This window comes from Natronolimnohabitans innermongolicus JCM 12255, from assembly GCF_000337215.1.
In the GTDB taxonomy this organism is placed as follows: Archaea; Halobacteriota; Halobacteria; order Halobacteriales; family Natrialbaceae; genus Natronolimnohabitans; species Natronolimnohabitans innermongolicus.
Window position 1 is genome coordinate 81,439 of record NZ_AOHZ01000041.1, and the last position, 22,282, is coordinate 103,720.

The following is a 22,282-nucleotide window of genomic DNA, read 5'->3' on the forward strand; positions in this document are numbered from 1 at the left end:
TGTCACAACCGACGGGTTCGAATTCTACTCGCAGACCTCATTTTCGTACTCGACTTCGACGTCGATACGCACGTCCCACAGTCCGGAGTTGACGAGTGCCTCGTTATGGAATCTGAAATAGTATCGGCCGTCGTGTCTCGTTTCGATTTCGCGGGAGATCATTTCCGACGGACCACTATCCACGGTGAGGGTTCCGTAGGGGTCTTCGACCTCCAATGCGGGTCGTGCCTCTCCACCGATCTGCCGTGCCTCGACGGTGACGACGTCGCCTTCCTCGAGGTCGCTGTGGAAAACCCAATCCGCACCGGCGCTGACCGATTCCGTCTCGTCTGTGATTCGCTCCGTTTCCGTGTTCGTTTCCGTGTAACAGTCGGACTCATCGCCGTTCTGTTCGGTGGTTGCCGATCCACCATCAGAACTCGTCGTATCCTCGTCCAAACAGCCTGCGACGATTGTTACTCCGATCCCCGCCCCGAGTTTCATCACCGTTCTTCTACTGATTGCCATCCCACTAGCACGCTATTTTGTACTGATAAAACGGTGATGGTTACTAGTGTGCTGGGTGAGTTGTTCGTAAGTGGACATTACTGACTCGTCGGTCGCTCGTCTCGAGCCGTCGGTCGCTCTGGAGCGGGTCTCGAGAACGCCGCCGCCGAAGTTCGAGTCGAAAATCACGCGACGGCCGTACCGGGGGTGGGGGAGCCCGGCACGGCACGACGTGCGAGCTACGTGGTGGGGTGGACTCGCCGGGTGGGGTGGATCTGGAAGCGAGTCCGTTCCGATACACGAGATAAACAGTAATAAATCTGCGAGTAGTTGCAGAAATATCCGGCAGTCGAAATCGAACGCGGTCGGTTCGTTCGACGACGGTAAAACGACGCGACCGAGCAGTCGGTCAATTCCGGGCCGGCGTGACCGACACGCGAGTCGCCGACGGATTCAGTCGCCGAGGCCGTAACACCGACTGCCGGTCGCGGGTCGGTCTCGAGCGTCCGATGCTGGGCGCGTCGTGATCGTCGTTCCACAGTCGGGACAATCGTAGGTGACGCCGTCGTCGGTGCGTCGGTGACACCAGTCACCGCTAATGTGGCTTTCGTGGCCGCACTCGTAGCAGTACAGTCGCGTCTTGGACCGGTCGGAGGGACGGCTGTCCGGGTTCGGGGAGGTCATTACTCGAACCGAGGGGCTGGACACCAAAAACAGTGTCGCACTGCTGATGGATGGTGTGCATACCCGAACGTGTGAGGGAGCCATACTGCCGAACCAGAGTCTCCCATGGACCATCACAACAATAGACCATTCACTCAGTATCGTGATATATAATGGTCGATCAGCGATCGATTTCGGTTCGAAAGCGCTCTCGAGACCGCCGATCTCGATTCGCTGCTCGAGGACGACGCTGCGGAGTTCATCGCGCATGGCATCGACGGATCGTCGAGCGCCACGGCGTTCGAGCGAGCGAAGCGAGCTCGTGCTCGGCAGACTCGCTGAGTGAGTCTGCCGGCGGCGAGATTAGCGTCGACTCCGAGGCGGAAGCGGGAACGATGTTCAGCGTAACGCTACCGGCAGTGGAAGACGACTGACCACGAACAGGGGGTCAGCTCTCAGCCGGATCGCGGACGATCGCGAACCAGAACTCCTCGACGGCGTCGACGAACGAGATGAAATCCTCGCGTTCGACCGGCTTTTCGACGTAAAACTCCGCGTCGAGGCCGTGAGATTTGACGATTTTCGTTCCGACTGTCGAACTTGTTAACACGGCGACGGGGATCTCGCTCAGTTCGGGCTCGCCCTCGAGTTCGGAGAGGATGCTGTCACCGTCGGTATCGGGGAGCTGTGGCTCGAGGAGGATGAGGTCGGGCCGCGGCGCGTCGGCGTATGGGTCGCGTTGGTGAACGAAGTCCAGCGCGGCCGCACCGTCGGTGACGGTGTGGACGGTGTTCAGGAGATTCGCGTCCGCGAAGCTCTCGGTAAAGAGCCGGCAGTCGCCGGGGTTCGGCTCGACGAGGAGGATGTCGATCACGTCGTCGAGCCCCTCCGATTCGTGCGTCATGCGTCCGCTACGTCTCGCTTCGACAAAACGACGTGGATTCGCCCGATGCTGGCACACAAGTTGGCGATAGTAAGCTTTTCGCAGACTCCGAGCCCGGCGGCGAGGCGACATCTCGGTCGTGCGACCGCTGTCGACCGATAGCACAATGCGGGGCCCAGATTTAGTGCGTTTGGGAGCGTAGCCCGCGGTATGAGCGAGACACGATCGACGACTGACGGCTCGCCGATCCCGGTTCGAACGGCCGGGCTCGCCGCCGCGCTCGGCGTGTGGGTTCTCTGGTCGGGCGTCGTACTAACCGGACACGGCACGATCATCCTCAACAACTTCCTGGTCGGTGCGGCGATCGCCGCCGGCGGGGCGTTCGCGGCTGCCTGGCCCGACGGCGGTCCACTGCCCGCCGTCGCCGTCCCCGTGCTCGTCGCCGTACTCGGCATCTGGATTGCCGCCGCGCCGTTCGTCCTCGCGGCCGGTAGCGACCTGTTACTCTGGAGCAACGTCATCGCCGGACTCCTCGTCGCGGTGCTGGCCGCCGGCAGCGTCTACGGAAGCTGGCAGCTAACGCAGTCGACGGCGACTCGAGCGTGATCGAACCGCTCGAACCCGCCCGAATCGCCGTCGATCGGTGCAGGTGACCGGTGTCCTTTTCCCGCCTCACCGAGTTGATTCCACCGTCAGGCGAGGGTGGGAACACCGGTTACGATAGAAACTGACTCCCCTCGTACGAACGCTGCCCGAGAGTTACCCGACGTCTGTCGCGAGCGACGCCGATAGCGCTTTCCAGCGAGTGGCCGTCCGCTCACCGATCAATCCAGATCCGAGTATGAGCCGATCCACACACGAGCCAACGACAGACCACGAGTCCACGACAGACGTTCTCGGTCTCGAGAACGAGTTCGAATCGCCACCGCCGAGTTCCGAATTCAGCGGCTCCACGGGACCGGTCGCCGAACACGACTCCTACGACCACCTCGCGCTCGTTTACGAGTCCCGCGAGGCGCAACTCGAGACCGTCGTCCCCTTCATCGAAGCCGGCCTCGAGCGTAACGAACGCTGTCTCTATATCGCTGCCGAAAACGACACCGAGACGGTTCTCGAGGCGTTTCGCAGCGCCGATACCGACGTCGACGTCGATGCCGCACTCGAGTCGGATGCGTTCTCGATCTATTCCGCTACCGAGACGTATCTCGAGGACGGTCGCTTCGACGCCGAAGAGATGATCGCGTTTCTGGACGACGTCATCGCCGACGCCGACGGCGTACGGATTACCGGTGAGATGTCGTGGGTGCTGGATGCGGCGCCGGGTCTCGAGGAACTCATGCGATACGAGGGGCGACTCAACCAGTTGCTCCCCGACAGGGACGTCATCTCGCTCTGTCAGTACGGTCGGGATCACTTCCCGCCCGAAGCGATTCAGGACGTCATCGAGACCCATCCACATCTCATCTACGACGGCACCGTCTGTCGAAACTTCTACTACACGCCGCCCGAGGAGTACTTCGGTCCCGAGCAACCGGAGCGGCGGATCGATCGGATGATGGGAACGCTCGTCGATCGAACCGAAGCACGCGCCGAATTACACGCGCACCGACGCCAACTCCAGCGACAGAACGAAATCGCGGGCGATCCCGATCGCTCGTTCGACACGAAACTCCAGGAGCTGTTCGAACTCGGTTGCGAGCGGTTCGATCTCGAACTCGGTGCACTCGCCCGCGTCGACCCCGACACGGACACGTTCGAGATCGAAGCCGTCAGCGACGATCACGATCGCTTCGAACCGGGCGCCGAACTCCCGCTATCGGAGACCTACTGCACCGCCACGACCGCCATCGAGGCGACCGGGGCCGTCACCGATCCCGAAGTCGAGGGGGACGACGTGTCCGTCTACCGCGAACTCGGTCTCGAGGCGTATCTCGGAACGTACATCGAGGTCGACGGCGGTCCCGATCGAACGTTTTTCTTCGTCGACAGCGACGGCCGCGATCGACCCTTTACCGACGACGAACTCACCGTCCAGCAGTTACTCGGCCAGTGGATCAAGTACGAACTCGAGCGAGAACACCGCGACCGTCACCAGCAGACTCTTTACGAAATCGCAGCCGACCTCGAGCGCTCGGTCGAGGAAAAGCTCCGGGATCTGCTCGACCTTGGTCGCGAGCGGTTCGGCCTCGAATTCGGCGGAATCGCACGCGTCGATCCGGCGACGGACACCCTCGAGGTCGAATCGGTCTGTGGTGATCACGACCGGATTACCCCCGGATCGACGGTTTCCCTCTCGGAAACGTACTGTCGATCGACCGTCGAGGACCCGGACGTCATCGACGTCACCGAGCCGAAAGCCTGCGGGTTCGAAGACGCGCTCATCTACGACGAGTTCGGTATCGAGACCTATCTCGGCACGTGTATCGAACTCGAGGACGCGCTGGACCGGACGGTGTTTTTCCTCTCGACCGACGAACGCGACCGCCCCTTCTCCGAGGCCGAACGGACGTTCCTGCATCTGATGGGGCAGTGGGTCGCCTACGAACTCGAGCGCGAGCAACGCGAGCAAGCGCTCGAGGAGTCCAACGAACGCTTAGAACAGTTCGCCTACGCCGCGAGCCACGACCTCCAGGAGCCCCTGCGGATGATCACGAGCTACCTGCAGCTGATCGAGCGACGACACGGCGACGCACTCGACGACGACGGCGAGGAGTTCCTCGAGTACGCCGTCGACGGCGCCGAGCGGATGCGCGAGATGATCGACGGCTTGCTCGAGTACTCCCGTATCGAGACCCGCGGCGAGCCGTTCGAACCGGTCGACCTCAACGACGTCCTCGAGGGTGTCCTCGAGGACTTGCAGTTCCGCATCGAGGAACACGACGCGGAGATCACGACCGCGGAACTGCCGCGCGTCGAGGGCGATGCGAGCCAGTTGCGCCAGGTGTTCCAGAACCTGCTGACGAACGCGATCACCTACAGCGGCGACGAGCCGCCGCGGATTCGCGTCGACGCCGACAGACGGGGCAACGAGTGGATCGTCTCGGTCGAAGACGACGGGATCGGCATCGATCCGGCGGATCAGGAACGCGTGTTCACGGTCTTCGACCGACTCCACAGCCGCGAGGAGTACGACGGGACGGGGATCGGCCTCGCGCTGTGTGAGCGGATCGTCGAGCGCCACGGCGGCGAGATCTGGCTCGACTCCGAACCCGGCGAGGGAGCGACGTTCTCGTTTACGTTACCGGTGACGCAGTGAGGCGACTTCTGTCCGATCGGAGCGTCGCCGCACTGACTGGTCCGATCGCCTGAGCGCAGCTATATAGTCGCGAGGCCCCTACTATTCACGATGATGCCCCGGTTTCCAGTACGAACGGATCGGTCCGTCGCCGACGGTTCGGACCGAACCCGCTCACGCGTCGATAGCAGGTCGGCTCTCGAGCGCCAGGACGTGCGCCTTCGAAACGTAGCCGCGCGCGTAGAGCGAACCGAGTCTCGGCTGGCGTTGCTGGAGAATACGCTTCGCGGGATCGCCCGCGAGACGGGCGTTGCGATCGGCTGCCCGTGTGATCGCTGCGATCGAAGTTACGTACTGATCGCCGACGGGATGATGACGTGTCCCGTCTGTGGTTACCGACAGTCGCTGTGAACGCGCTCGCGGTCGCTCAGCGAGCGCACCACCCGGAAAACGTGTCACAGCCGCCCTGTAGTCCCTGTCGGCCGAGCACCGAACTCGGACGGATACTGGTTAGCAATCCACAATATTATATCTTACTGGCGTGTTCGGTCGATGAAAATGCGGTCGGGGACGGACCCGGCCGTCTCGTCGCCCGCGGGTCAGCGGCGACGACTCTCAGCGGAGGCGAAGAGTCACGGGAATTGGGTGGCGGGAAAGGCTACCGGAAACCCAACGGGTCTATACGTCTCCGTGGTGCATCCCGGTGATGACCACGGTCGTCGAACTCGAGATTCCAGCAACTAGTCTCGGCGCCGCTCGAACCTTCGATCGCGTGCCGACGTTCGAGTTCGAAATCGGCGGCATGATCGGGGATACGCCCCCGCTGGTCTGGGTCAGCGGACCCGACCGAGAGACCGTTCGGAACGCACTCGAGTCGGATCCGTCGGTCGACGTTCTCGCGATGTTGGCCGGGGAGTCCCACCGAGACCAGCCGAAACGGACGGCTTCCGATTCCGGCCACGAGGGACCGCAGGATCGGTGGCTGTTTCGCCTCGAGTTCGGCGCGGAGAACAAACTGTTCGAACGCATCGTCGCGGAAAACGACGGGGCGATCCTCGAGGCGACCGGCGAGGACGGCACGTGGTCGGTAACGTTGCTCTTTCACGACCGAGCGTCGCTTTCGGAGTGTTACGGACTGTTCGAGCAGTACGGCTTCGAGATGAACGTCACCCGCCTGACGGGCATCGACGACGTCGCCAGCGCGCAGACGCCGCTGACCCGGACGCAGTACGAGACGATCTGTAAGGCCCACGAACTCGGCTACTTCGATATCCCGCGACAGATCACGCTCAAGGAACTCGCCGCGGAACTCGATGTCTCCCATCAGGCGCTCTCCGAACGTCTCCGTCGTTGCCAGGCCGCCCTCGTTAGCTCGCAGCTCACCGACGAGATGACGCCGACGGCGATCGATCCGTGACGCGGTGACTCGAACGACGGCATGCGAGGGCAAAATGTTTCAGACGGAAACGTCTCATGGACAGATAGAGATACAACGAGGATATGTTTCGCAAACTGCCATTTTAACTTGTAGGTTTCAACCACCAGAGAGAGTACGAAGAAGTTTACACCAATAACTAGCTTTATTATTGGACAGTGCGTTACTATCGATGTCGGCAGAGTGCCGACTCGAAGAGACACCCCGCGATAAGATGCGCTGGTGGATCACTCGTGCTCAATCACGGCGGTCACTCGTGGCTGTGTGACCGCTTTTTGCCGCTCACAACCGTCGTCGTGTTGCAATCGAACTGTCGTCGATTCCTCGTTTCCGACTGTCAGGTTCGAGAGACGACCAAGATACTTAACCGCTCCTGACGGAGATAGCTACGACGATGGCGGATACCGTGACCCACGGCGACCACTCCGACGGGCGACAGTCGGCGACAGCGTCCGGGCCAGCCGAGGACGCCGCCAAACTCGAACCCGACGACATCTACCACATTCTCCAGACCAGTCGCCGACGGCACGTCCTCGAGTATCTCCGAATCGGAGACGAGCCGATGACGCTGCGAACGCTCGCCGAGCGAATCGCGGCCCGCGAGCACGGAACGACCGTCGAGAACCTGACCTCGAGTCAGCGCCAGCGCGTCTACATCTCGCTGTATCAGTCGCACCTGCCGAAACTCGACACCCGCGGAATCGTCGAGTACGACAAGGACCGCGGAACCGTCGAATCGACGCCGCTCGCGGCGGAGTTCGACCCCTATCTGACCGGACTCGACGAGTCGTCGCCGGATCCGTGGCTCGTTCGCTACGCGGCGACGGTCGGCTGTTGCGGACTCGTTCTCGCGGCGATCGGCGTCGGACTGATTCCGCTCTCGTGGGCGCTCGCCGCCGTGCTCGTCGTCGTGACGTTCGCCACCGTGACGGCCGGCCACGCCTACACGGAGCTCTCGACGGCCTAACAGTTCTCGGCGGCGTAACTCTGGAGTGGCCGACGATACCGGACAGTCGTACCCGTCGCATCGCGACGACCGGACGAGAGACGGCTCGAGGACGCGACGAACTCGACGAGGAAGAGACGACGATCCGGAACTGTAACGACGACCGTCAATCGGCGCGGGAACCGGATGCCGTCGCGTTCGTCGTCGCATCCGCGCTCGACTCGAGCGAGTGTCGCTCGAGGACGCGGTGTGCGTAGAAGACGACGGAGAAGTCTTGCGGGCTCGGAATCGCACAGGCGAGCCAGCCGACCGCGATCGCCAGCAAGATCGGCGAGTCGGCGGGTACGGTCCCGCTGAGTCCGGTCACGAAGACCGGAACGGCCAAGAGTAACGGCGCGAGCGCCGCGGCGCGGAGGGCGTGCGGTGACTCTCGGCCGGTCGGGTGGGGTTGGACGACCGCCAGCGGCGGACTGGAGAGCAGCCCACCTTCGGCGTCGGTCCGTCGCGGGAAGTACGAGATGGTGTGGTCGATACCGAAGAGCCGCAAGACCTGCGCGTGGGCCAGTTCGTGGGCGATCAGCCCGCCGACTACGGCAACCGCAAGCGCCGGCGCGGCAACGAGCAGATCTGTTTCGATCATGGAGGGGACGTGAGTGGAACACCAGCACGATCGACCCGAATCGGGTCGAATCCGTTCTCACGCACTCGATTGGACGAATCGGGAACGGAAGGAATTCCGGATTTACCTGTGGGAGTATTAAGTCCGTCCAAGTCGCGCCGCCGCGAGATCGACCGAACGCCGCCAGCGGACCGGCGCCACAGAGCCAAGCGAATGGGCGGAGCCACCGTTAAGTACTGTGGTGTGGTATCACCACCCATGTCACCGACTGAGACGCTCGAGTTCGGCCACGCGGACCGCAAAGCGATTTACGAGTACGTCGAACGACACGGCGCGGTCGATCCGGACGATGCACAGGCGGCGTTGAAAATCGACCCGAGCGGCTTCCGTCATCACGTCGCGCTGCTCAAGCGAGACGACCGGCTGGAGGAAGACGACGGGCGACTTCGGGTGACGATCGACGCCGGCGCCGAAGAGGAGTACGTCGCCGAGGAACTCGAGTTTCACATTCGGCCGGCCAGACAGGAAGATCTCTCGGGCGTCGTCGGCGCGATCAGACAGGTTACAGAAGAGAAAACGTACATCGAAGCCGAGAGCGTCGCCGACGAGATCGACCACGAGAACGCCTTGCTCCGGCACAACGAGCTCAAATCGCGGATGTTCTTCGTCGCGACCGTCGAGGACGAGGTCGTCGGCTGGGTTCACCTCTTCGCGCCGGAACTGGAGAAACTCTCTCACACCGCCGAACTCACCGTCGGCGTCCTGGATGAATACCGCGGGTACGGCATCGGTTCACACCTGCTCTCGCGGGGCCTCGAGTGGGCCGGCGCGAACGGCTACGAGCGGGTTTACCAGAGCGTCCCCGCGAGCAACGAGGACGCCATCGCCTTCCTCGAGGAACACGACTGGGAGACCGAAGCGATTCGCGAGGACCACTACAAACTCAACGGACACTACGTCGACGAGGTGATGTTAGCGATCGAACTCTGAGCGTCGTCTCGGTTTACCATCTCGATAGAACGTGTCGATTTCCAGACTGTCGGCTTTATAGTACAGTCTGTACAACGCAGTTGTATGCGTTTCACTACCCCGACACGGCTCGGTCACGAGCGTGAGGGGTTGGGGGAAGCGACCGCAATCATCGTCGCGATGGGGATCGCGCTGTCGGTCGCTGGCATCGTCCGGACGCTGTCTATTCCGGCCTCACAGCCGGTACTGGCGTTCGAACTGTTCGTCTCGCTGCTCGTTCCGACCGGACTGGCGACGGGTGGCTACTGGCTGGCAAATCGAGACGTTTCTCGAGACGTCCGCTGGCAGGTCGCGACTCGCGTCTCGATCGGGATCGTCGTCGCCTGCGCGCTCGGCATCTGGCTGATCGCTTACATCGCTCTCGAGGGCGGAACGATCCACGACCCGCTGTCGCTGACGACGACGCTCGCGGCCGTCGGCGGCGCAACCGGCTTCGTCACGGCCGTCCGAGAGGAACCCGACGTCGTTTCGCCCGGTCCGGTCGGTCCGGATCGCGACTCGAGTTCGGACGACGAATCGGCGGACTCCGAAGGCGAGTCAGACGCTAACGGACACGATCACGCGGCCGCCACCGTGTCGGAAGTCGCCCGGCCCAAGGAGGGGCGTGGCACCGAACTGACCGTCGAACGACCGACGGCAGCCGCTGCCACCGCCGCCACCGCCGCACCCACCGGTACGGTCACCTCCGCAACCGAACGCGAACCGTCGACCGCCACGATCGACGTCGTCGCGACGAGCGACGTGACGGCCGCAGCCGAAGGAGAGTCGACCCAGAGCGGTCGCGGTCCATCATCGTCACCGTCACGGTCACCAGAACCGACGACCGACGACACGTCTCCGTCGGCGAACGCATCCGGCTCGTCGACCGCCGTCTGGCAGGACACCGACCCCGCGGGACGAACCGCTGCGCCCGCGCAACCGGCCCACCCGGCCGCACGCGAAGCGTTCGCCGAGTTCGACGCTGGCGACGACGACACCGTCGAAACCGAAGCGGATCGACCGGACGCCGACTCGGTTGTTCCGGCACCCGAACCCGGTCTCGAGGCCGCCACGGACGTCCCGTCGACCGTGGAGTCGACCCTCGAGGTACTCGCAGCCGAGCGCGCCCGCCTCGCACTCGCCGTCCTCTATCACGAGTGGGACGACGGGGCGCGGCCGGTCGACGAACTCGCTCGCGACGTGTCGGCGCACACGGATGCCGATACCGATGCCGACGCCGTCGCCGTCGCCCTTCGACACACGACGCTGCCGGCGCTGCAGGACCTCCGCGCCGTCGACTGGGAGCCGTACGCGGACCGCGTCTCGGCCCCGGAACACGCTGTCTTCGAAGAAGGCGTCCGCGAAGCGTCGGTCCTGCTCGAGTCGTTCGAGCCCGGAACCCGCTGAAGACCGTCCGACGAGCGGATTGCGGTGGCTTCTACAATAGTTAGGAAGGGCGAGTGCCCCGCCCCACCGTGCGCGGGGTACTTCACGCCGGACTCTCCTCTTGCTCGGCCAGTTCGAACAGCCGTTCGTACCCCTCGCCGTCGGGGAGCTGTCGGCGAATCCCCTCGAGTTCGCCGCCGGTAGTGGCCTCCTCGAGGAAGCGCCCGAGTTCGTCGGGAAGCTGGGCGCCGAGGTTCTCGGCTTCGCCGGGCTGGATGCGCTACGCGAGCGTCGTCAGCGTCGCCCGGGAGATGCTCAGTGCGGCCTCTCGGGAGTCAAGCTGTGCGCGCTGTTGGACCTCGCCGATGAAGTCGTCGTACTGCACGGACGACAGTGATGTCGTAACGTGGAAAGTCGTGCTCCCTTCAACCGAAGGGCTCACGCCTCGTCTTCGACCGCCGGCGACTCACCCGCCTCGTCGTCTTCGGCCGGACCGTGTTGCCCCCAGAACCCGTCGTACTTGCGGACCACGACGTCGCCGTCCACCCGCGTCTGGCACGACAGCCGAAGGCCCGAATCGGGGTCGTGGGGTGGAATCGAGAGTCGGCGGCGCTCGGCCGCCGTCGGCTCGCTGACCGCGCCCTCGATGGCGACGGCGCAGGTGCCACAGGTTCCGTGTCCGCGGCAGTTGAGGTAGTTCGCGCGACCGTTGTGGGGCGATTCATCCGCCTCGAGGAGGACGTCGCGAAGGATTCGGCCGCGGTCGCACTCGATCTCCCGTCCGCGAAAGTCGATCGTCGGCATACCGGTTGCCACCATCTCCAGACGCTTCGTTCTTGGCCGCCCACCGGTCTCGCGCTCGCTGGCGGACCGCGTCTGGCCCGTCGAACCGAAAGGCAATTTTGGCCAACGGGAGTACCGCTTCCTATGCTTTCGATTGCGCTTGCCGGAAAGCCGAACGCCGGCAAGTCCACGTTCTACACCGCGGCGACGATGGCCGACGTCGACGTCGCCAACTACCCCTTCACGACCATCGACGCCAACCGCGGCGTCAGCTACGTCCGAACCGAGTGCCCTTGCCTCGAGCGCGAGGAGCGCTGTAACGCCGACGACTGCGAGGACGGCAAGCGCTACGTCCCGATCGAACTGATCGACGTGGCCGGGCTCGTGCCGGGCGCCCACGAGGGGAAGGGACTCGGCAACCAGTTCCTCGACGAGCTCACGAACGCCGACGTGATCGTCAACGTCATCGACGCCTCCGGCGGCACCAACGAGAAGGGCGAACCCGTCGATATCGGTACGCACGATCCCCTCGAGGACATCGACTTCGTCGAGGAGGAGATGGACCTCTGGCTCGCGGGCATCGTCGAGAACAACTGGGAGTCCGTCGAGCGAAAGTCCCGCTCGCCCGATTTCGACATCGACGACGTCCTCGCTGACATGCTCTCGGGCTTTGGCGCCTCGCCGACCCAGATCGCCAAGGTGCTTCGCGAACTGGATTATCCCGAGGACCCGATCCAGTGGGAGGACGACCACCGCGAGGAACTCGCCCGACTGGTCCGCGAGCGCACCAAACCGATCGTCGTCGCCGCGAACAAGATCGACGTTGCCCCCGATGAGCACGTCGAAACGCTGCTCGAGCTCGATAAACCCGTGATCCCGACCACCGCGGAGGGCGAACTCGCCCTGCGTCGGGCCGCGGACAACGGTCTGGTCGACTACGACCCCGGCGACGAGAGCCTCGAGATCGGCGACGACGTCAGCGACGCCCAGCGAGAGGCCCTCGAGGGACTCGCGTCGTCGATGGCCGAACACGGCGGCACGGGCGTCCAGGGCGCGCTGAACTACGCGGTCTACGACCTGCTCGAGCACCTCACCGCCTACCCCGTCGAGGACGCCTCGAAGTGGTCCGACGGCAGCGGGAACATTCTGCCGGACGCGTTCTTGCTTCCCGACGGTTCGACGCCCGTCGACCTCGCCTACGCCGTCCACTCCGACATCGGCGACGGCTACCTCCACGCCGTCAACGCGAAAACGAGCCGAGAGGTGGGTGAGGAGTACGAACTCGATGAGGGTGACGTGATCAAGATCGTGAGTACTAATTGACAATAAACACACATATTTCTACCTACTATCGCCGAGAGAACTGTTCTGTACTGGAGGCACAAGTATTGACCATACGAGTAGTATTACTGATTCGTCGAAAAACTCTCCCACTCTCGATATTTACCGACGCCAATAACGAGTAACACGACTCCAACAGCGATCCCTGCAAATCCGAATACTCCTGTCGATTCTGCTGAATCAAGGATCGCCATAGAACCGAAGAGAAGACCTGATAACCCTAAAATCACCGCACCCACTCCAAACCGTTTCGCTTGTTCCATGGGTCAAGTACTGACGCCGATCTTCAAGTTACTTTTCAAGAAACACTGAAAGATGCCAAACTTGGACCGAGAGTGAATATGCGCATCGACGGGATCGAGATACGAATTATACGTTGTGTACACTGTGTGTACTCAGAACTAGTAATCAAGACCGTGAGTACAAATTGACAGTAATATATGTCATAGCAGAATTTCCATCGAGTCAGCAGAAACTGAACGTCCTACTCAGATCCTATCAGAAGATGCTTGCTTAACGTAGAGCATAGATGTAACACAATGAAGTTAATCACATTTCGAATTAATTGAATGGATAGGGCTATGTGACTATGAACTCGTTGCGTAACATACCGTTGTGTCGCGTAGAATCCAGTCACAGAGACCCAGTGAACGGACCGAAGGAGAATATCGGCTCGGAATGATCCCGGTCAGCGATGGCCACCGTGCCGAAGCGCTTCTTCTGTTCGCTCATTGAAGCTGTCAAACTCACGCCTCGCCCTGTCTGGAAGGTCCGCTTGGGGTGCTCGAAGGGCAGGCTCAGTGTCCTCATCGTATTCTGGCCAACCGACGATCACACGCCCAACCATCCCCGTTTCTTCGTGGGTCCGGTGGTGACCATGGTGGCCTCGACCGCGGTCGGGTCCGTGACCATGTTCGACGACTGTACAACCGTAGTCGTACACTCCTGACTCCTCAAAGGTTCGTTCGAACGTTTCTCCTTCCGTTCGGTACAGGTCGCTCGCCCAGGGATGGGTATCCTCCGGAATCCGACGTTCAGTGGAAGACGGGAGTAGATTACTGTTATCCGGGTGGTACGCTACAGTGTCATGCGCGCCACTTTCGAGATACCACGTGACTGCTCCTCCCTCTTCGATGTGAACGACGTGTGGGACGAAGTGGTGCGTATCCTCGTCCGATTCCATGCTCACCTCAATACTTGCCTCTGGATGGCCGAGTTCGTGGTCGTGATCGTGGTTGTGATCGTCACCGGAATTAGAGGTATCATCGTTCCCCTCGTCATCAGCCCCACCAAGAGGTTGCGAACCGCTACTATTCACACATCCCGCAACAGCAGTTATCGCCGTTGCGCCACCAAGTGCGAGGACATGACGCCGTGTTGGTATATGGTTGTTCATCAGTTTTCGTCTCGGGTTTGTAGTTTTCGTCGCCGCTGTTCGAACTCCTCGTCGGAGAGGTCACCACGAGCGTACGCGTTGCGCAACTCTTCGAGTGCCGGATCGGTTTCACGGCTGGCAGGCGAACGCACCGCCCGGTACAGGAGGGATCCGATCCCGACGATAACGGCGAGAAATATCACCCACATCAGGAGTGGAGCCCACGTCGCGCCCGTTCCGTTCCACATTCCGCCGTTCCACATGTGGCCTCCGCCCCAGAACCACATCATGGGCATGACGAGTGCCATCATGAGAAGCGGCAGAAGTACGATCACGGTAATGATAATGAGCGCCGTCTGGAGGAGGGTGTCATCCGAAGACATACTGGATAGAACAATCTACGACCCTATAAGGCCGGCTTGAATTCCCGGATGAACGGAATGCTGCCCAGAGAGATCAATAGGAACGAAGAGAATTCAACGAATTCGATCTTCGATCTTCGGAGCCCACTGTGAAAGTTGCTCGATGGGGAGTCCTCGCTAACTCCGTTCAGCCGGCTACTTCGGGGACCCTCTTCGTCGTCAAATCACACGAGCCATCGACGAGTCGATGGAAGATCGGGATTCTATACATATTGGGTTCCGTCCCGAACCAGATAGATGAGATGAAGGGTTGAATGGGTAACAGTTATAGCTCGATGTTCCCCAGCCGCGTCGAGTTCGTAATGACCGAGATACTCGAGGTGATCATCGCGGCGACGGCGATCACCGGGTGGAGCAGCCCGAAGAACGCGATCGGGATCGCCACCATGTTGTAGATGAACGCCCAGAAGAGGTTCTGCTTGATTTTCTGGAAGATCTTCTCGGACAGCGTAAACGCGTCGACGAGCGCGTCGAGCGACCCACGGACGAGGCTGACGTCGCTGGATTGGATTGCGATGTCGGTCCCTGTGCCGATGGCAACACCGACATTTGCCTGTTTGAGCGCGGGCGCGTCGTTGATTCCATCCCCGACCATTCCGACCTTGTTCCCCTCGTCCTGGAGTTCGCTGACCTTGTCGATCTTGTCTTGTGGGAGGACACTGGCCATCACCCGATCGGGATCGATATCGACCTGCTCGGCGATCGCGTGGGCGGTCCGCTCGTTATCGCCTGTAATCATCCACGTCTCGACGTCGCGCTCGTGAAGTTCTGCGATGGCCTCGACGGAGCCTTCCTTGATTGTGTCGGCAGTACTCACAAGTCCGGCCGGTTCGTCTTCGAGCCCGACGATAACTGTGGTCTTCCCCTCCTGTTCGAGTTCGTGCAGCTGGTCGTCGATGCCGGGCGGAAGTTCCACGCCGAGTTCGTCTTCGAAGAACCTCACGTTGCCGACGGAAACCGCTCGCCCGTCCACGTTCGCCTTGATTCCCTTCCCAGGGACGCTCTCGAACTCCTCGGGCTCCGACAGCTCGATTCCTTCTTCCTCGGCGTACTCGATCGACGCTTCACCGATGGGGTGCTCGCTTCCGCGTTCGGCAGACGCTGCGAGCCTGATGAGTTCTCGCTCGTCGATCACGGCCTCGTCGGCTGGATCCGCCGCGGCACTGCCACCGTCGGGACTGACGCCCCCATCAGTAGCATTCGGACCGCCAGGCCGAACGACGACGTCGGTGACCGAGTGATCGCCTTGGGTGATGGTCCCGGTTTTGTCGAGGACGACGATGTCGAGGTCCTTCATCGTCTGAATAGCCTTGCCGTCGCGGAAGAGGATCCCGTTCTCGGCGGCCTTGCCCGTCCCAGCCATCAGCGCCGTCGGCGTCGCAAGTCCGAGGGCGCAGGGACAGGAGATCACGAGGACGGCGACGGCCGCGAAGATCCCAAGCGTCAGCGGATCGAGCGTGAGGTCAACCCAGGGGAGGTACGGTGCCCCGAGGCTGGCAACGGCCTCCATTGCGCCAGGGAGTTGCCACCAGAGGAGGAACGACAATCCGGCCATAACGAGCACCGCCGGAACGAAGTAGTTCGTGATACGGTCGGTGAGCCCCTGGATCGGTACCTTGCTTCCTTGGGCCTCCTCGACGAGTTCGACGACCTCCGAGAGGAAGGTATCGTCACCGACCTTCGTCGCTTCGACTTTGAGTCGGCCCGCACCGTTCACCGTCGCGCCGATGACGTCGTCGCCCTCGTCCTTGCTCACGGGATCGGATTCGCCAGTCACCATCGACTCGTCGACGTTACTCCGCCCCTCGACGACGACGCCGTCGACAGGGATTTTCTCGCCGGGCCGGACGACCAGCACGTCACCGACGTCGACCTCGTCAACGGGCACTTCGACTTCGTCACCGTCACGTAGAACGCGCGCCGTCTCGGCCTGCATGGACATCAGGCCCTCGATCGCGGAACTCGCTCGTCCCTTGGCCCGGTGTTCGAGGTAGGTTCCGACGTTGTGCGACGCCATAATCATCGCACCGACGCCGGCGTAGTTCTCCATCGGTGTCACGAAGACGAGCACTCCAGTTATCCACGCGACGACCGTCCCGACCGCGATCAGCGCGTGCATGTTGAACACGCCATTTTTGAGGCCGCGGTATGCCGCCGAGTGGGTCCGCAGGCCGTAGTAGAAGACGACGATCGTGGCGAAGATGAACATCAGGACGTCGATCTGAAAGCCCGTCAGGACGTCCAGCGGCGTCCACATGAAGACCATCAGGAGAACGATGGGCGACGTGACGATCCAGGACCGAATGCCCAGTCGGCGAAGCTTCTGGATTTCTTCTTCGTCTTCCATCTCCTGTTCTTCATCGAGCAGTTCTTTTTGAACGCCGTAGCCGGCGTCCTCGACGGCTTCCACGAGCTCATCGGCAGGTACGTCCGGGTCGTGTTCGACGTCCGCACGCTCCGTAGCGAAGTTGACCGACGCGTCTTCCACCCCCTCGACGTCGCCCAGACTGTCTTCGATCGTCGAGGCACACGTCGTACACGACATCCCCGTCAAGGACAGGTCGGTTTGTTCTAACTCTGATTGTTCGTCTGCCATTATGGGCACACCTCCTGGAGAGCTTCGTAGCCGGCTGATTCAACGGCCGCCGTGAATTGTTCGACGGAGGCGTCGATGTCGTGACGAATCGTTGCTCGGTCAGCGCCACCGTCGACCGTCACCGCTTCGCCTCCGCCGACATCTTCGAGGGTCTCCGCTATCGTTGTTGCACACGACGTCCAACCCATTCCCGTGATGCTCAGGTGTGTTGTGCTCTGACTCATGATTTCAGTTGCTGTAAACGGGATAGGTGGGCGCATATCCACCCTTTGCTCCCATGCGCTGGGAATTTTTCAACGGTCAAGATACTCGATTCGCCTCTGACTCTCGTCACTATCCCCCCGATCGGCAGGGGATAGGCCGTCTCGAGTATTCGGGCATGGTTGAACTGGATGGTTGGTCCGGTCATGTTCTCACATCTGGAATATACGAGGGCCTCTTTGATGCGATTTGTTGTTATAATGACCCGACTATGCGGTGGGTCAACTCTAATAATCGAAAGTGACTCAGTCGGAGGAAATTCGCCTCAGAGGCGTGATATCGTTCGAGTTGATGCCGTCCTTTCAGGTCGTCTCGGAACCTCCTGTTCTGGTCATAGGGCAGTCTTGATATCGGTGAGCACGGTGATCGTGGCGATCAACGCACGGTTCCACAGCAAGCAAACAACGAAATTTGACCGCCGTGGTAAATTATATTCCAAACTCCAAACTCAGAATTATGGTGCTTCCTTAGTCACAAATCGCTTGAAGGAGGGCGGAGTACATCTACAAATGTCGTTAGGGGAATGAATCGGCCGACGGCTGAGAGGCGAGTCGAGACGCGCGATCAACAGAGGTATCAAAGATGATTGCTTCGATCGCCGAAACGGCCGTCGAGGGGGTGATTCTTGCCGCGGATTTCTTCTGGCAGGCGTTCTGGGCATTGATGCTCGGATTCATGATTTCCGGAGCCATCCAGGCGTTCGTGTCCAAAGAAGGGATGGTCAACTACATGGGCAAACCGAACGCGAAATCGGTTCTCTACGCGATGGGGTTCGGTACTGCCTCGACGTCCTGTTCGTTCGGCGACATCGCTGCGACGAAAACACTGTTATCTTGATTGGTATTCTCTGGGTTTCTTCCAGCTCAGCGACCCCACGTTGTATCCGTTATCTTTGAGTTTGCCGAGGCTGTTGATGTTGTCGCGGATGCGCTCGACAGCTTTCTGCAGGACGGTGGAGTACACCTTGTTCAGGTCGAGCCACCAGTCTTTCAGTCCTGGTATCGTGTCCCGGACCATCCAGACGCGTTGCCGGATGGTGCCCGCGTCTTCGGGGATTTTGTTGAATTCGCGGAGCGCGTGGTTGTAGAGTTGTCGTACGGTGTCGCGCTGCCAGTCCATCGCCACGCGTTGCTCCTCAGTTGGGAAGAGTCGGAAGCGCGGACTGTACAGCATGCGACGTGCTTACGGCTACGTCTTATCGATAGTTGAGGATTCTGATTGGAGTCGTTTGCAACTCGTGCGGGCGCTGTATCCCCGCCCTACTCGCTCACTCCGCTTCGCTCCGTTCGTTCCTTGAGGACGGGGGCTTAGCGTCCTCATTTGCAGCTAAAAAACTGCTCCCGCTCTCGCTACTCGACGTAGCGGTACTTCCGCTCGCCCATCCGGCCCCAGCCGTCGAAGACGAATTCGGACTCGGGGGCGGTGAACTCCTCGACGTCGACATCCATATCGTGGTTGTGAACGTCGTGAACTTCCTCGTAGTCCGCCCAGCTCATGTCGTAGCGGGCCTCGAGTTGAGACTCAACGTTCAGCGCCTCGATTTCGTCCTCCCAGCCGTCCTGGACGACTTCGGAGTGGATCTCCGCCTGCGCGCCGCTGCCGTAGGAGCCGACGAGCAGACGTTCGCCGGTCATGTCCCGGTCCGACTCGAGGGCGTGTTTCAGCGCGCTGGCGCGGGCGATGTGGACGGAGCCGGTGTACCAGTTGCCGACCTCGCGGGAGATCGACAGCGTCGGATCGATCGTCTCGGCGTACCACTCCTGGTAGGCCTCGGTTTCCTTGAGTTCGTCCATGTACTCGCGGACGGCCTCGCGGAACGCCTCGTCGTCGTCGAACGCCTCGGGGCGTGGCTGGCGACCGATTTCGTCTGCCAGTTCGTCCTCGACGCTCGTATCGCGGATGACGTGGCGGTAGGCGAGCATGGCGGCCTTCCGGACCATGCCGGGGAACGGCGTGTGGAACGGGGCGTACTCGAAGTCGTCGGGGTGGACGTCGCCGGCGACGCTCTCGTAGTCCTCCAGGGCTTCGCGCATGCGGGCGAGGTAGACCTGCACCGAGCGCTTGCCGTCGACGGAGGGGAACTGCTGGTTCGGTTTGAGGAAGTCCGTCTCGTCGGCCGAGCCGTAGCCCTGTTCGGCCGAGAGTTCGACCAGGTTGGGATCCTCGCTGATGAGCATCGCGACGGCGCCGGCGCCCTGGGTCGCCTCGCCGGCGTCGCCGCGGGCGTAGAGGGCGGTATCGGTCGCGATCACGATCGCCGAGCGACCGCGGTTGCGGCCCGCGCGGATCCAGTTGTACGCGTCGTCTAAGCTCTGGGTCCCCGCGATACACGCGAACTTCCGTTCGCCCTTGTTCGCGTGGTGGAAGTCGCCGTCGAAGACTTGCTCGAGGCAGCCAGCGACGTACGTCGAAACCGGCTTGGAGTTGTCGAACGCGCTTTCGGTCGCGACGTCGATGCGACCGATATCGTCGGGCTCGAGCCCTTTGCGTTCCATCAGTCGATGGGCGGCGTTTGCCCCCATCGTGACGATGTCCTCGTAGCTGTCGGGGAAGGAACTGGCGTTCAGGCCGAGGCCCTTCGTGTACTTTTCGGGGTCTTCGCCTTTCTCGGGTGCGAACGTGCCGGGGAGGTCGAGTTTGAGATTCCCGGTCCAGATCTCGATCGCGTCGATACCGACTGCTGTCATGTGTCGGTAATACGTGCGGCGGTACATGATATTGTCGTTCAGTATTTCGACGGTTGTCGAATATCGTGGGGAACGTTCCGAGAACTGTGTCAGTCAGAGTCACACTGCAGGTCGATCGATTCCTCGCGACCGTCGATCTGACCCGTACAGTACTCGAGGAGATCCGATTCCGGTGTCGTGAGCGCAATTTCGACGACGAGGTAATTTTCGTCCAGATTCATCTGCTCGTTCGGTAGCGCATGCCCGTCTTCGGCGGTGACGTGTTGGGGGCCCTGTGCCGTCGGAACGGTTCGGTTGCTCTCGTCGCCGTCCTGATTCGTCACCGAGTGAACGACCTCGTACTCGCGGTCGTCGGAGGTTTCGACCGCGTAGTCGATCGTGACGTTCGTTACTTGGTTTCCGCCCCGGTCGGATTCGGCGGTCGTCGAGGACGGCGCGAACGATGGTCGTTCACCACTCGAGTCGCTGGTTTCGTCGGACTGATCGTCATCGTCGGAATCGGAGTCGGACAGTCCGTCGACGGTGAGATCGAACTGTTGGGTTTCCGCCGTGCCGGCGTCGGTCTCGTACGCGACCGTGACGGTAACCGATGCGCCACGCATATCGACTCGGGAGAACCAGTCGCTCTCGCGGAAGTGCTCGATACGAACGGAGCCGTCGGCATCGGTCTCGAGGACGACGGCGTCGTCGAGTTCCTGTACACCGCTCGGGAGTTCGATCCCCGGATAGCCGTGATCGACCGTCCCCTCGGCCGACCCGTCGGTAGAGACGGCTATCTGGCTTCCGAAGACGTTGTTGACACGCGTTGCAGGCGCGTCGGTTTCGTCGACGGCGACGCCGGTTACCGCCACCGCTTCGTCGCCGTCGTTCACCAGATCGAACTCGAGTCCGCTGCGCTCGTCTCCGACGGACGTCACGTCGCCGACGTCGAGTCCGACGTCGCGTACCTCGACCTCGACGGTCATCACGGCCAGTCCGCCGCCGCTCGAGACGAGAATTTCGGCCTCGTTGCCAACCCGAGCGTCGTCCGCGATCGAAAACGCGACCGACGCGGAGCCGTCCTCGAACTCGTCGTCGAAATCCAACGACGAGTCGACGATGCCGTCGGGATCTGCGGTCGAGAAGTCGGCTCGTGCGCCCGACAGCGACTCGTAGCCGTCGACGCCGGCCGTCAGCGTCACCGTCTCACCCGGGGTAGCCGATATCGATGCCTCGGAACCCGACACGTTTCGGTCGGCGTCCGCTCCGCCAACCGTCGCGTCGTGCCACTCGAGGGGAAGTCCACTGCTTTCGGGCGACTCCGTCGACACCGACCGTTCGGAACCGATGTCGAAGTCGTCGTCGCTCGAGGCGTCCTGTCCGACGCCGACGCGAGCGACCTCGAGGTCGTACTCCGCGTCGAGTTCGATCGTGACGCTGTCCGCCCCGGTCTCGGTGACCGTGACACCGTCGATTCCGTCGAGTTCGGTCGTCCAGATCGCCGGTCGGTCACTCGGAATCGTAAGCGTCGTGCCTTCGTTCAGCTCAGTCGTTCGGGGCTCGTCGAGCGGCTCGAACGTCACGGACGCGGCTCCGCTTCCCGACTCGGACAGCGTTCCGTCGAGGAGAACGAGGCTGATTCGCTCGCTGCCGATCAGTTGCTGGGGCCCGTTCGAGAACTCGGCGTCCGGGAACTGCGTGTACGTCAACGAGTGCTCGAGAACCGTTCGCGGAGTGGGGTCGTACTCGGCATAGTCGGGTTCGTACGCAAGCAACCGGGTCTCGAACTCGTGGGTTTCGCCATCGGGTGGTTCAATCGTGACGTTCGACGACGGTTCGATGGTCTCGAGTTGTCCCGTCGGCGCGGACGGATTCATCGCGATCGTTCGAGAGGGGTACTGCGTTCCGAGCGAGACGGACGCGGACTGGGAGTGTCCCGACAGTCCGGCCGTTTGCGCCGCGTTTCGCAGCTCTTGCAGTTCGTCCTGAATCTCCTGGCTGTGAGCGAACTCTACCCGTTCGTTCTCCGCGGGGACCGCGTTGAGCTGGTAGAGCGCCAGTGCGGAGAAGACGACAGCGAGCAACAGCACCGCGCCGATCTGGACGGTGACCGCACGCTCGTCTCTCCGACGTACCATAGCCGTGAATGCTCACGATAGCGTAAACGTGTACTGGCC

21 protein-coding genes and 1 pseudogene are annotated in these 22,282 nt (G+C 61.8%); 9 read left to right on the plus strand and 13 right to left on the minus strand.

What is annotated here, in order from left to right:
* Positions 1 to 24: 24 nt before the first annotated feature.
* The 3 genes from C493_RS23795 to C493_RS08090 all read right to left on the minus strand — a co-directional run bounded on the left by C493_RS23795 (position 25) and on the right by C493_RS08090 (position 2,053).
* Positions 25 to 507, minus strand: a complete 483-nt coding sequence (locus tag C493_RS23795; protein WP_241430887.1) for a hypothetical protein — start codon at positions 505 to 507, stop codon at positions 25 to 27.
* Positions 508 to 939: 432 nt separating this feature from the next.
* The gene (locus tag C493_RS08080) at positions 940 to 1,170 is read right to left on the minus strand and encodes a hypothetical protein (protein ID WP_007258942.1); all 231 of its coding nucleotides are present in this window, start codon (positions 1,168 to 1,170) and stop codon (positions 940 to 942) included.
* Between the two features lie 427 nt (positions 1,171 to 1,597).
* The gene (locus C493_RS08090; RefSeq protein ID WP_007258944.1) at positions 1,598 to 2,053 is read right to left on the minus strand and encodes a response regulator; all 456 of its coding nucleotides are present in this window, start codon (positions 2,051 to 2,053) and stop codon (positions 1,598 to 1,600) included.
* Between the two features lie 189 nt (positions 2,054 to 2,242).
* Between C493_RS08090 and C493_RS08095 the strand changes: the two genes are divergently transcribed.
* The 4 genes from C493_RS08095 (at position 2,243) to C493_RS08115 (ending at position 7,669) form a co-directional block, all read left to right on the plus strand.
* On the plus strand, positions 2,243 to 2,638 hold the full coding sequence (locus C493_RS08095; RefSeq protein ID WP_007258945.1) for an SPW repeat domain-containing protein: 396 nt from the start codon (positions 2,243 to 2,245) through the stop codon (positions 2,636 to 2,638).
* A 235-nt stretch (positions 2,639 to 2,873) separates the two neighbouring features.
* A complete protein-coding gene (locus C493_RS08100; protein ID WP_007258946.1) occupies positions 2,874 to 5,288 on the plus strand; it encodes an MEDS domain-containing protein in 2,415 nt (804 codons plus the stop codon).
* A gap of 685 nt (positions 5,289 to 5,973) precedes the next feature.
* The gene (locus C493_RS08110; protein ID WP_007258948.1) at positions 5,974 to 6,684 is read left to right on the plus strand and encodes a helix-turn-helix domain-containing protein; all 711 of its coding nucleotides are present in this window, start codon (positions 5,974 to 5,976) and stop codon (positions 6,682 to 6,684) included.
* A gap of 412 nt (positions 6,685 to 7,096) precedes the next feature.
* The gene (locus tag C493_RS08115) at positions 7,097 to 7,669 is read left to right on the plus strand and encodes a DUF7344 domain-containing protein (RefSeq protein ID WP_007258949.1); all 573 of its coding nucleotides are present in this window, start codon (positions 7,097 to 7,099) and stop codon (positions 7,667 to 7,669) included.
* 145 nt (positions 7,670 to 7,814) lie between these two features.
* Here the strand turns inward: C493_RS08115 and C493_RS08120 are convergent, their stop codons facing one another.
* The gene (locus C493_RS08120) at positions 7,815 to 8,288 is read right to left on the minus strand and encodes a hypothetical protein (protein WP_007258950.1); all 474 of its coding nucleotides are present in this window, start codon (positions 8,286 to 8,288) and stop codon (positions 7,815 to 7,817) included.
* Between the two features lie 237 nt (positions 8,289 to 8,525).
* Between C493_RS08120 and C493_RS08125 the strand changes: the two genes are divergently transcribed.
* From C493_RS08125 to C493_RS23620, 3 genes are all read left to right on the plus strand, one after another.
* Positions 8,526 to 9,257 carry a GNAT family N-acetyltransferase gene (locus tag C493_RS08125; protein ID WP_007258951.1) on the plus strand — a complete coding sequence of 244 codons (732 nt, stop codon included), beginning with the start codon at positions 8,526 to 8,528 and terminating at the stop codon, positions 9,255 to 9,257.
* Positions 9,258 to 9,341: 84 nt separating this feature from the next.
* Positions 9,342 to 10,682 carry a DUF7344 domain-containing protein gene (locus C493_RS08130; RefSeq protein WP_049889222.1) on the plus strand — a complete coding sequence of 447 codons (1,341 nt, stop codon included), beginning with the start codon at positions 9,342 to 9,344 and terminating at the stop codon, positions 10,680 to 10,682.
* 100 nt (positions 10,683 to 10,782) lie between these two features.
* The gene (locus C493_RS23620) at positions 10,783 to 11,058 is read left to right on the plus strand and encodes a hypothetical protein (RefSeq protein WP_007258953.1); all 276 of its coding nucleotides are present in this window, start codon (positions 10,783 to 10,785) and stop codon (positions 11,056 to 11,058) included.
* A gap of 41 nt (positions 11,059 to 11,099) precedes the next feature.
* Here the strand turns inward: C493_RS23620 and C493_RS08140 are convergent, their stop codons facing one another.
* Positions 11,100 to 11,465 carry a 2Fe-2S iron-sulfur cluster-binding protein gene (locus tag C493_RS08140; protein WP_049889223.1) on the minus strand — a complete coding sequence of 122 codons (366 nt, stop codon included), beginning with the start codon at positions 11,463 to 11,465 and terminating at the stop codon, positions 11,100 to 11,102.
* Positions 11,466 to 11,588: 123 nt separating this feature from the next.
* Between C493_RS08140 and C493_RS08145 the strand changes: the two genes are divergently transcribed.
* Positions 11,589 to 12,767 carry a redox-regulated ATPase YchF gene (locus C493_RS08145; RefSeq protein ID WP_007258955.1) on the plus strand — a complete coding sequence of 393 codons (1,179 nt, stop codon included), beginning with the start codon at positions 11,589 to 11,591 and terminating at the stop codon, positions 12,765 to 12,767.
* Between the two features lie 83 nt (positions 12,768 to 12,850).
* Here the strand turns inward: C493_RS08145 and C493_RS22605 are convergent, their stop codons facing one another.
* From C493_RS22605 to C493_RS24210, 5 genes are all read right to left on the minus strand, one after another.
* Entirely contained in the window at positions 12,851 to 13,048 is a 198-nt protein-coding gene (locus tag C493_RS22605) for a hypothetical protein (protein WP_152421119.1), read from the minus strand.
* Between the two features lie 425 nt (positions 13,049 to 13,473).
* Positions 13,474 to 14,181: a cupredoxin domain-containing protein gene (locus tag C493_RS22165; protein ID WP_007258956.1), complete on the minus strand. Its 708-nt coding sequence runs from the start codon at positions 14,179 to 14,181 to the stop codon at positions 13,474 to 13,476.
* On the minus strand, positions 14,181 to 14,543 hold the full coding sequence (locus C493_RS08155) for an SHOCT domain-containing protein (protein ID WP_007258957.1): 363 nt from the start codon (positions 14,541 to 14,543) through the stop codon (positions 14,181 to 14,183). Before C493_RS08155 ends, C493_RS22165 begins: the two co-directional genes overlap by 1 nt.
* A gap of 304 nt (positions 14,544 to 14,847) precedes the next feature.
* Positions 14,848 to 17,178, minus strand: coding sequence for a heavy metal translocating P-type ATPase (locus C493_RS08160; RefSeq protein WP_049889225.1), 2,331 nt, complete (start codon positions 17,176 to 17,178; stop codon positions 14,848 to 14,850).
* On the minus strand, positions 17,178 to 17,438 hold the full coding sequence (locus C493_RS24210; RefSeq protein WP_394295409.1) for a heavy-metal-associated domain-containing protein: 261 nt from the start codon (positions 17,436 to 17,438) through the stop codon (positions 17,178 to 17,180). The genes C493_RS08160 and C493_RS24210 overlap by 1 nt, the downstream gene beginning before the upstream one ends.
* 583 nt (positions 17,439 to 18,021) lie before the next feature.
* Between C493_RS24210 and C493_RS08170 the strand changes: the two genes are divergently transcribed.
* The gene (locus C493_RS08170; RefSeq protein WP_007258959.1) at positions 18,022 to 18,276 is read left to right on the plus strand and encodes a permease; all 255 of its coding nucleotides are present in this window, start codon (positions 18,022 to 18,024) and stop codon (positions 18,274 to 18,276) included.
* Here the strand turns inward: C493_RS08170 and C493_RS08175 are convergent.
* The 3 genes and pseudogenes from C493_RS08175 to C493_RS08185 form a co-directional block, all read right to left on the minus strand.
* Positions 18,274 to 18,612 (minus strand): annotated as a pseudogene (locus C493_RS08175) (helix-turn-helix domain-containing protein); the annotation flags it as partial. The gene C493_RS08170 and the pseudogene C493_RS08175 overlap by 3 nt on opposite strands.
* Positions 18,613 to 18,788: 176 nt before the next feature.
* A complete protein-coding gene (gene hmgB, locus C493_RS08180; protein WP_007258961.1) occupies positions 18,789 to 20,126 on the minus strand; it encodes a hydroxymethylglutaryl-CoA synthase in 1,338 nt (445 codons plus the stop codon).
* Between the two features lie 89 nt (positions 20,127 to 20,215).
* Positions 20,216 to 22,243, minus strand: coding sequence for a hypothetical protein (locus tag C493_RS08185; protein WP_007258962.1), 2,028 nt, complete (start codon positions 22,241 to 22,243; stop codon positions 20,216 to 20,218).
* Between the last annotated feature and the right edge of the window lie 39 nt (positions 22,244 to 22,282).

What these genes read in the sequence shown, in the direction of transcription:
- C493_RS23795 (WP_241430887.1), bottom strand. Translation starts at nt 507, where the DNA reads ATGGCAATCAGTAGAAGAACGGTGATGAAACTCGGGGCGGGGATCGGA.
- C493_RS08080 (WP_007258942.1), bottom strand. Translation starts at nt 1,170, where the DNA reads ATGACCTCCCCGAACCCGGACAGCCGTCCCTCCGACCGGTCCAAGACG.
- C493_RS08090 (WP_007258944.1), bottom strand. Translation starts at nt 2,053, where the DNA reads ATGACGCACGAATCGGAGGGGCTCGACGACGTGATCGACATCCTCCTC.
- C493_RS08095 (WP_007258945.1), top strand. Translation starts at nt 2,243, where the DNA reads ATGAGCGAGACACGATCGACGACTGACGGCTCGCCGATCCCGGTTCGA.
- C493_RS08100 (WP_007258946.1), top strand. Translation starts at nt 2,874, where the DNA reads ATGAGCCGATCCACACACGAGCCAACGACAGACCACGAGTCCACGACA.
- C493_RS08110 (WP_007258948.1), top strand. Translation starts at nt 5,974, where the DNA reads ATGACCACGGTCGTCGAACTCGAGATTCCAGCAACTAGTCTCGGCGCC.
- C493_RS08115 (WP_007258949.1), top strand. Translation starts at nt 7,097, where the DNA reads ATGGCGGATACCGTGACCCACGGCGACCACTCCGACGGGCGACAGTCG.
- C493_RS08120 (WP_007258950.1), bottom strand. Translation starts at nt 8,288, where the DNA reads ATGATCGAAACAGATCTGCTCGTTGCCGCGCCGGCGCTTGCGGTTGCC.
- C493_RS08125 (WP_007258951.1), top strand. Translation starts at nt 8,526, where the DNA reads ATGTCACCGACTGAGACGCTCGAGTTCGGCCACGCGGACCGCAAAGCG.
- C493_RS08130 (WP_049889222.1), top strand. Translation starts at nt 9,342, where the DNA reads ATGCGTTTCACTACCCCGACACGGCTCGGTCACGAGCGTGAGGGGTTG.
- C493_RS08140 (WP_049889223.1), bottom strand. Translation starts at nt 11,465, where the DNA reads ATGCCGACGATCGACTTTCGCGGACGGGAGATCGAGTGCGACCGCGGC.
- C493_RS08145 (WP_007258955.1), top strand. Translation starts at nt 11,589, where the DNA reads ATGCTTTCGATTGCGCTTGCCGGAAAGCCGAACGCCGGCAAGTCCACG.
- C493_RS22605 (WP_152421119.1), bottom strand. Translation starts at nt 13,048, where the DNA reads ATGGAACAAGCGAAACGGTTTGGAGTGGGTGCGGTGATTTTAGGGTTA.
- C493_RS22165 (WP_007258956.1), bottom strand. Translation starts at nt 14,181, where the DNA reads ATGAACAACCATATACCAACACGGCGTCATGTCCTCGCACTTGGTGGC.
- C493_RS08155 (WP_007258957.1), bottom strand. Translation starts at nt 14,543, where the DNA reads ATGTCTTCGGATGACACCCTCCTCCAGACGGCGCTCATTATCATTACC.
- C493_RS08160 (WP_049889225.1), bottom strand. Translation starts at nt 17,178, where the DNA reads ATGGCAGACGAACAATCAGAGTTAGAACAAACCGACCTGTCCTTGACG.
- C493_RS24210 (WP_394295409.1), bottom strand. Translation starts at nt 17,438, where the DNA reads ATGCGCCCACCTATCCCGTTTACAGCAACTGAAATCATGAGTCAGAGC.
- C493_RS08170 (WP_007258959.1), top strand. Translation starts at nt 18,022, where the DNA reads ATGATTGCTTCGATCGCCGAAACGGCCGTCGAGGGGGTGATTCTTGCC.
- hmgB (WP_007258961.1), bottom strand. Translation starts at nt 20,126, where the DNA reads ATGACAGCAGTCGGTATCGACGCGATCGAGATCTGGACCGGGAATCTC.
- C493_RS08185 (WP_007258962.1), bottom strand. Translation starts at nt 22,243, where the DNA reads ATGGTACGTCGGAGAGACGAGCGTGCGGTCACCGTCCAGATCGGCGCG.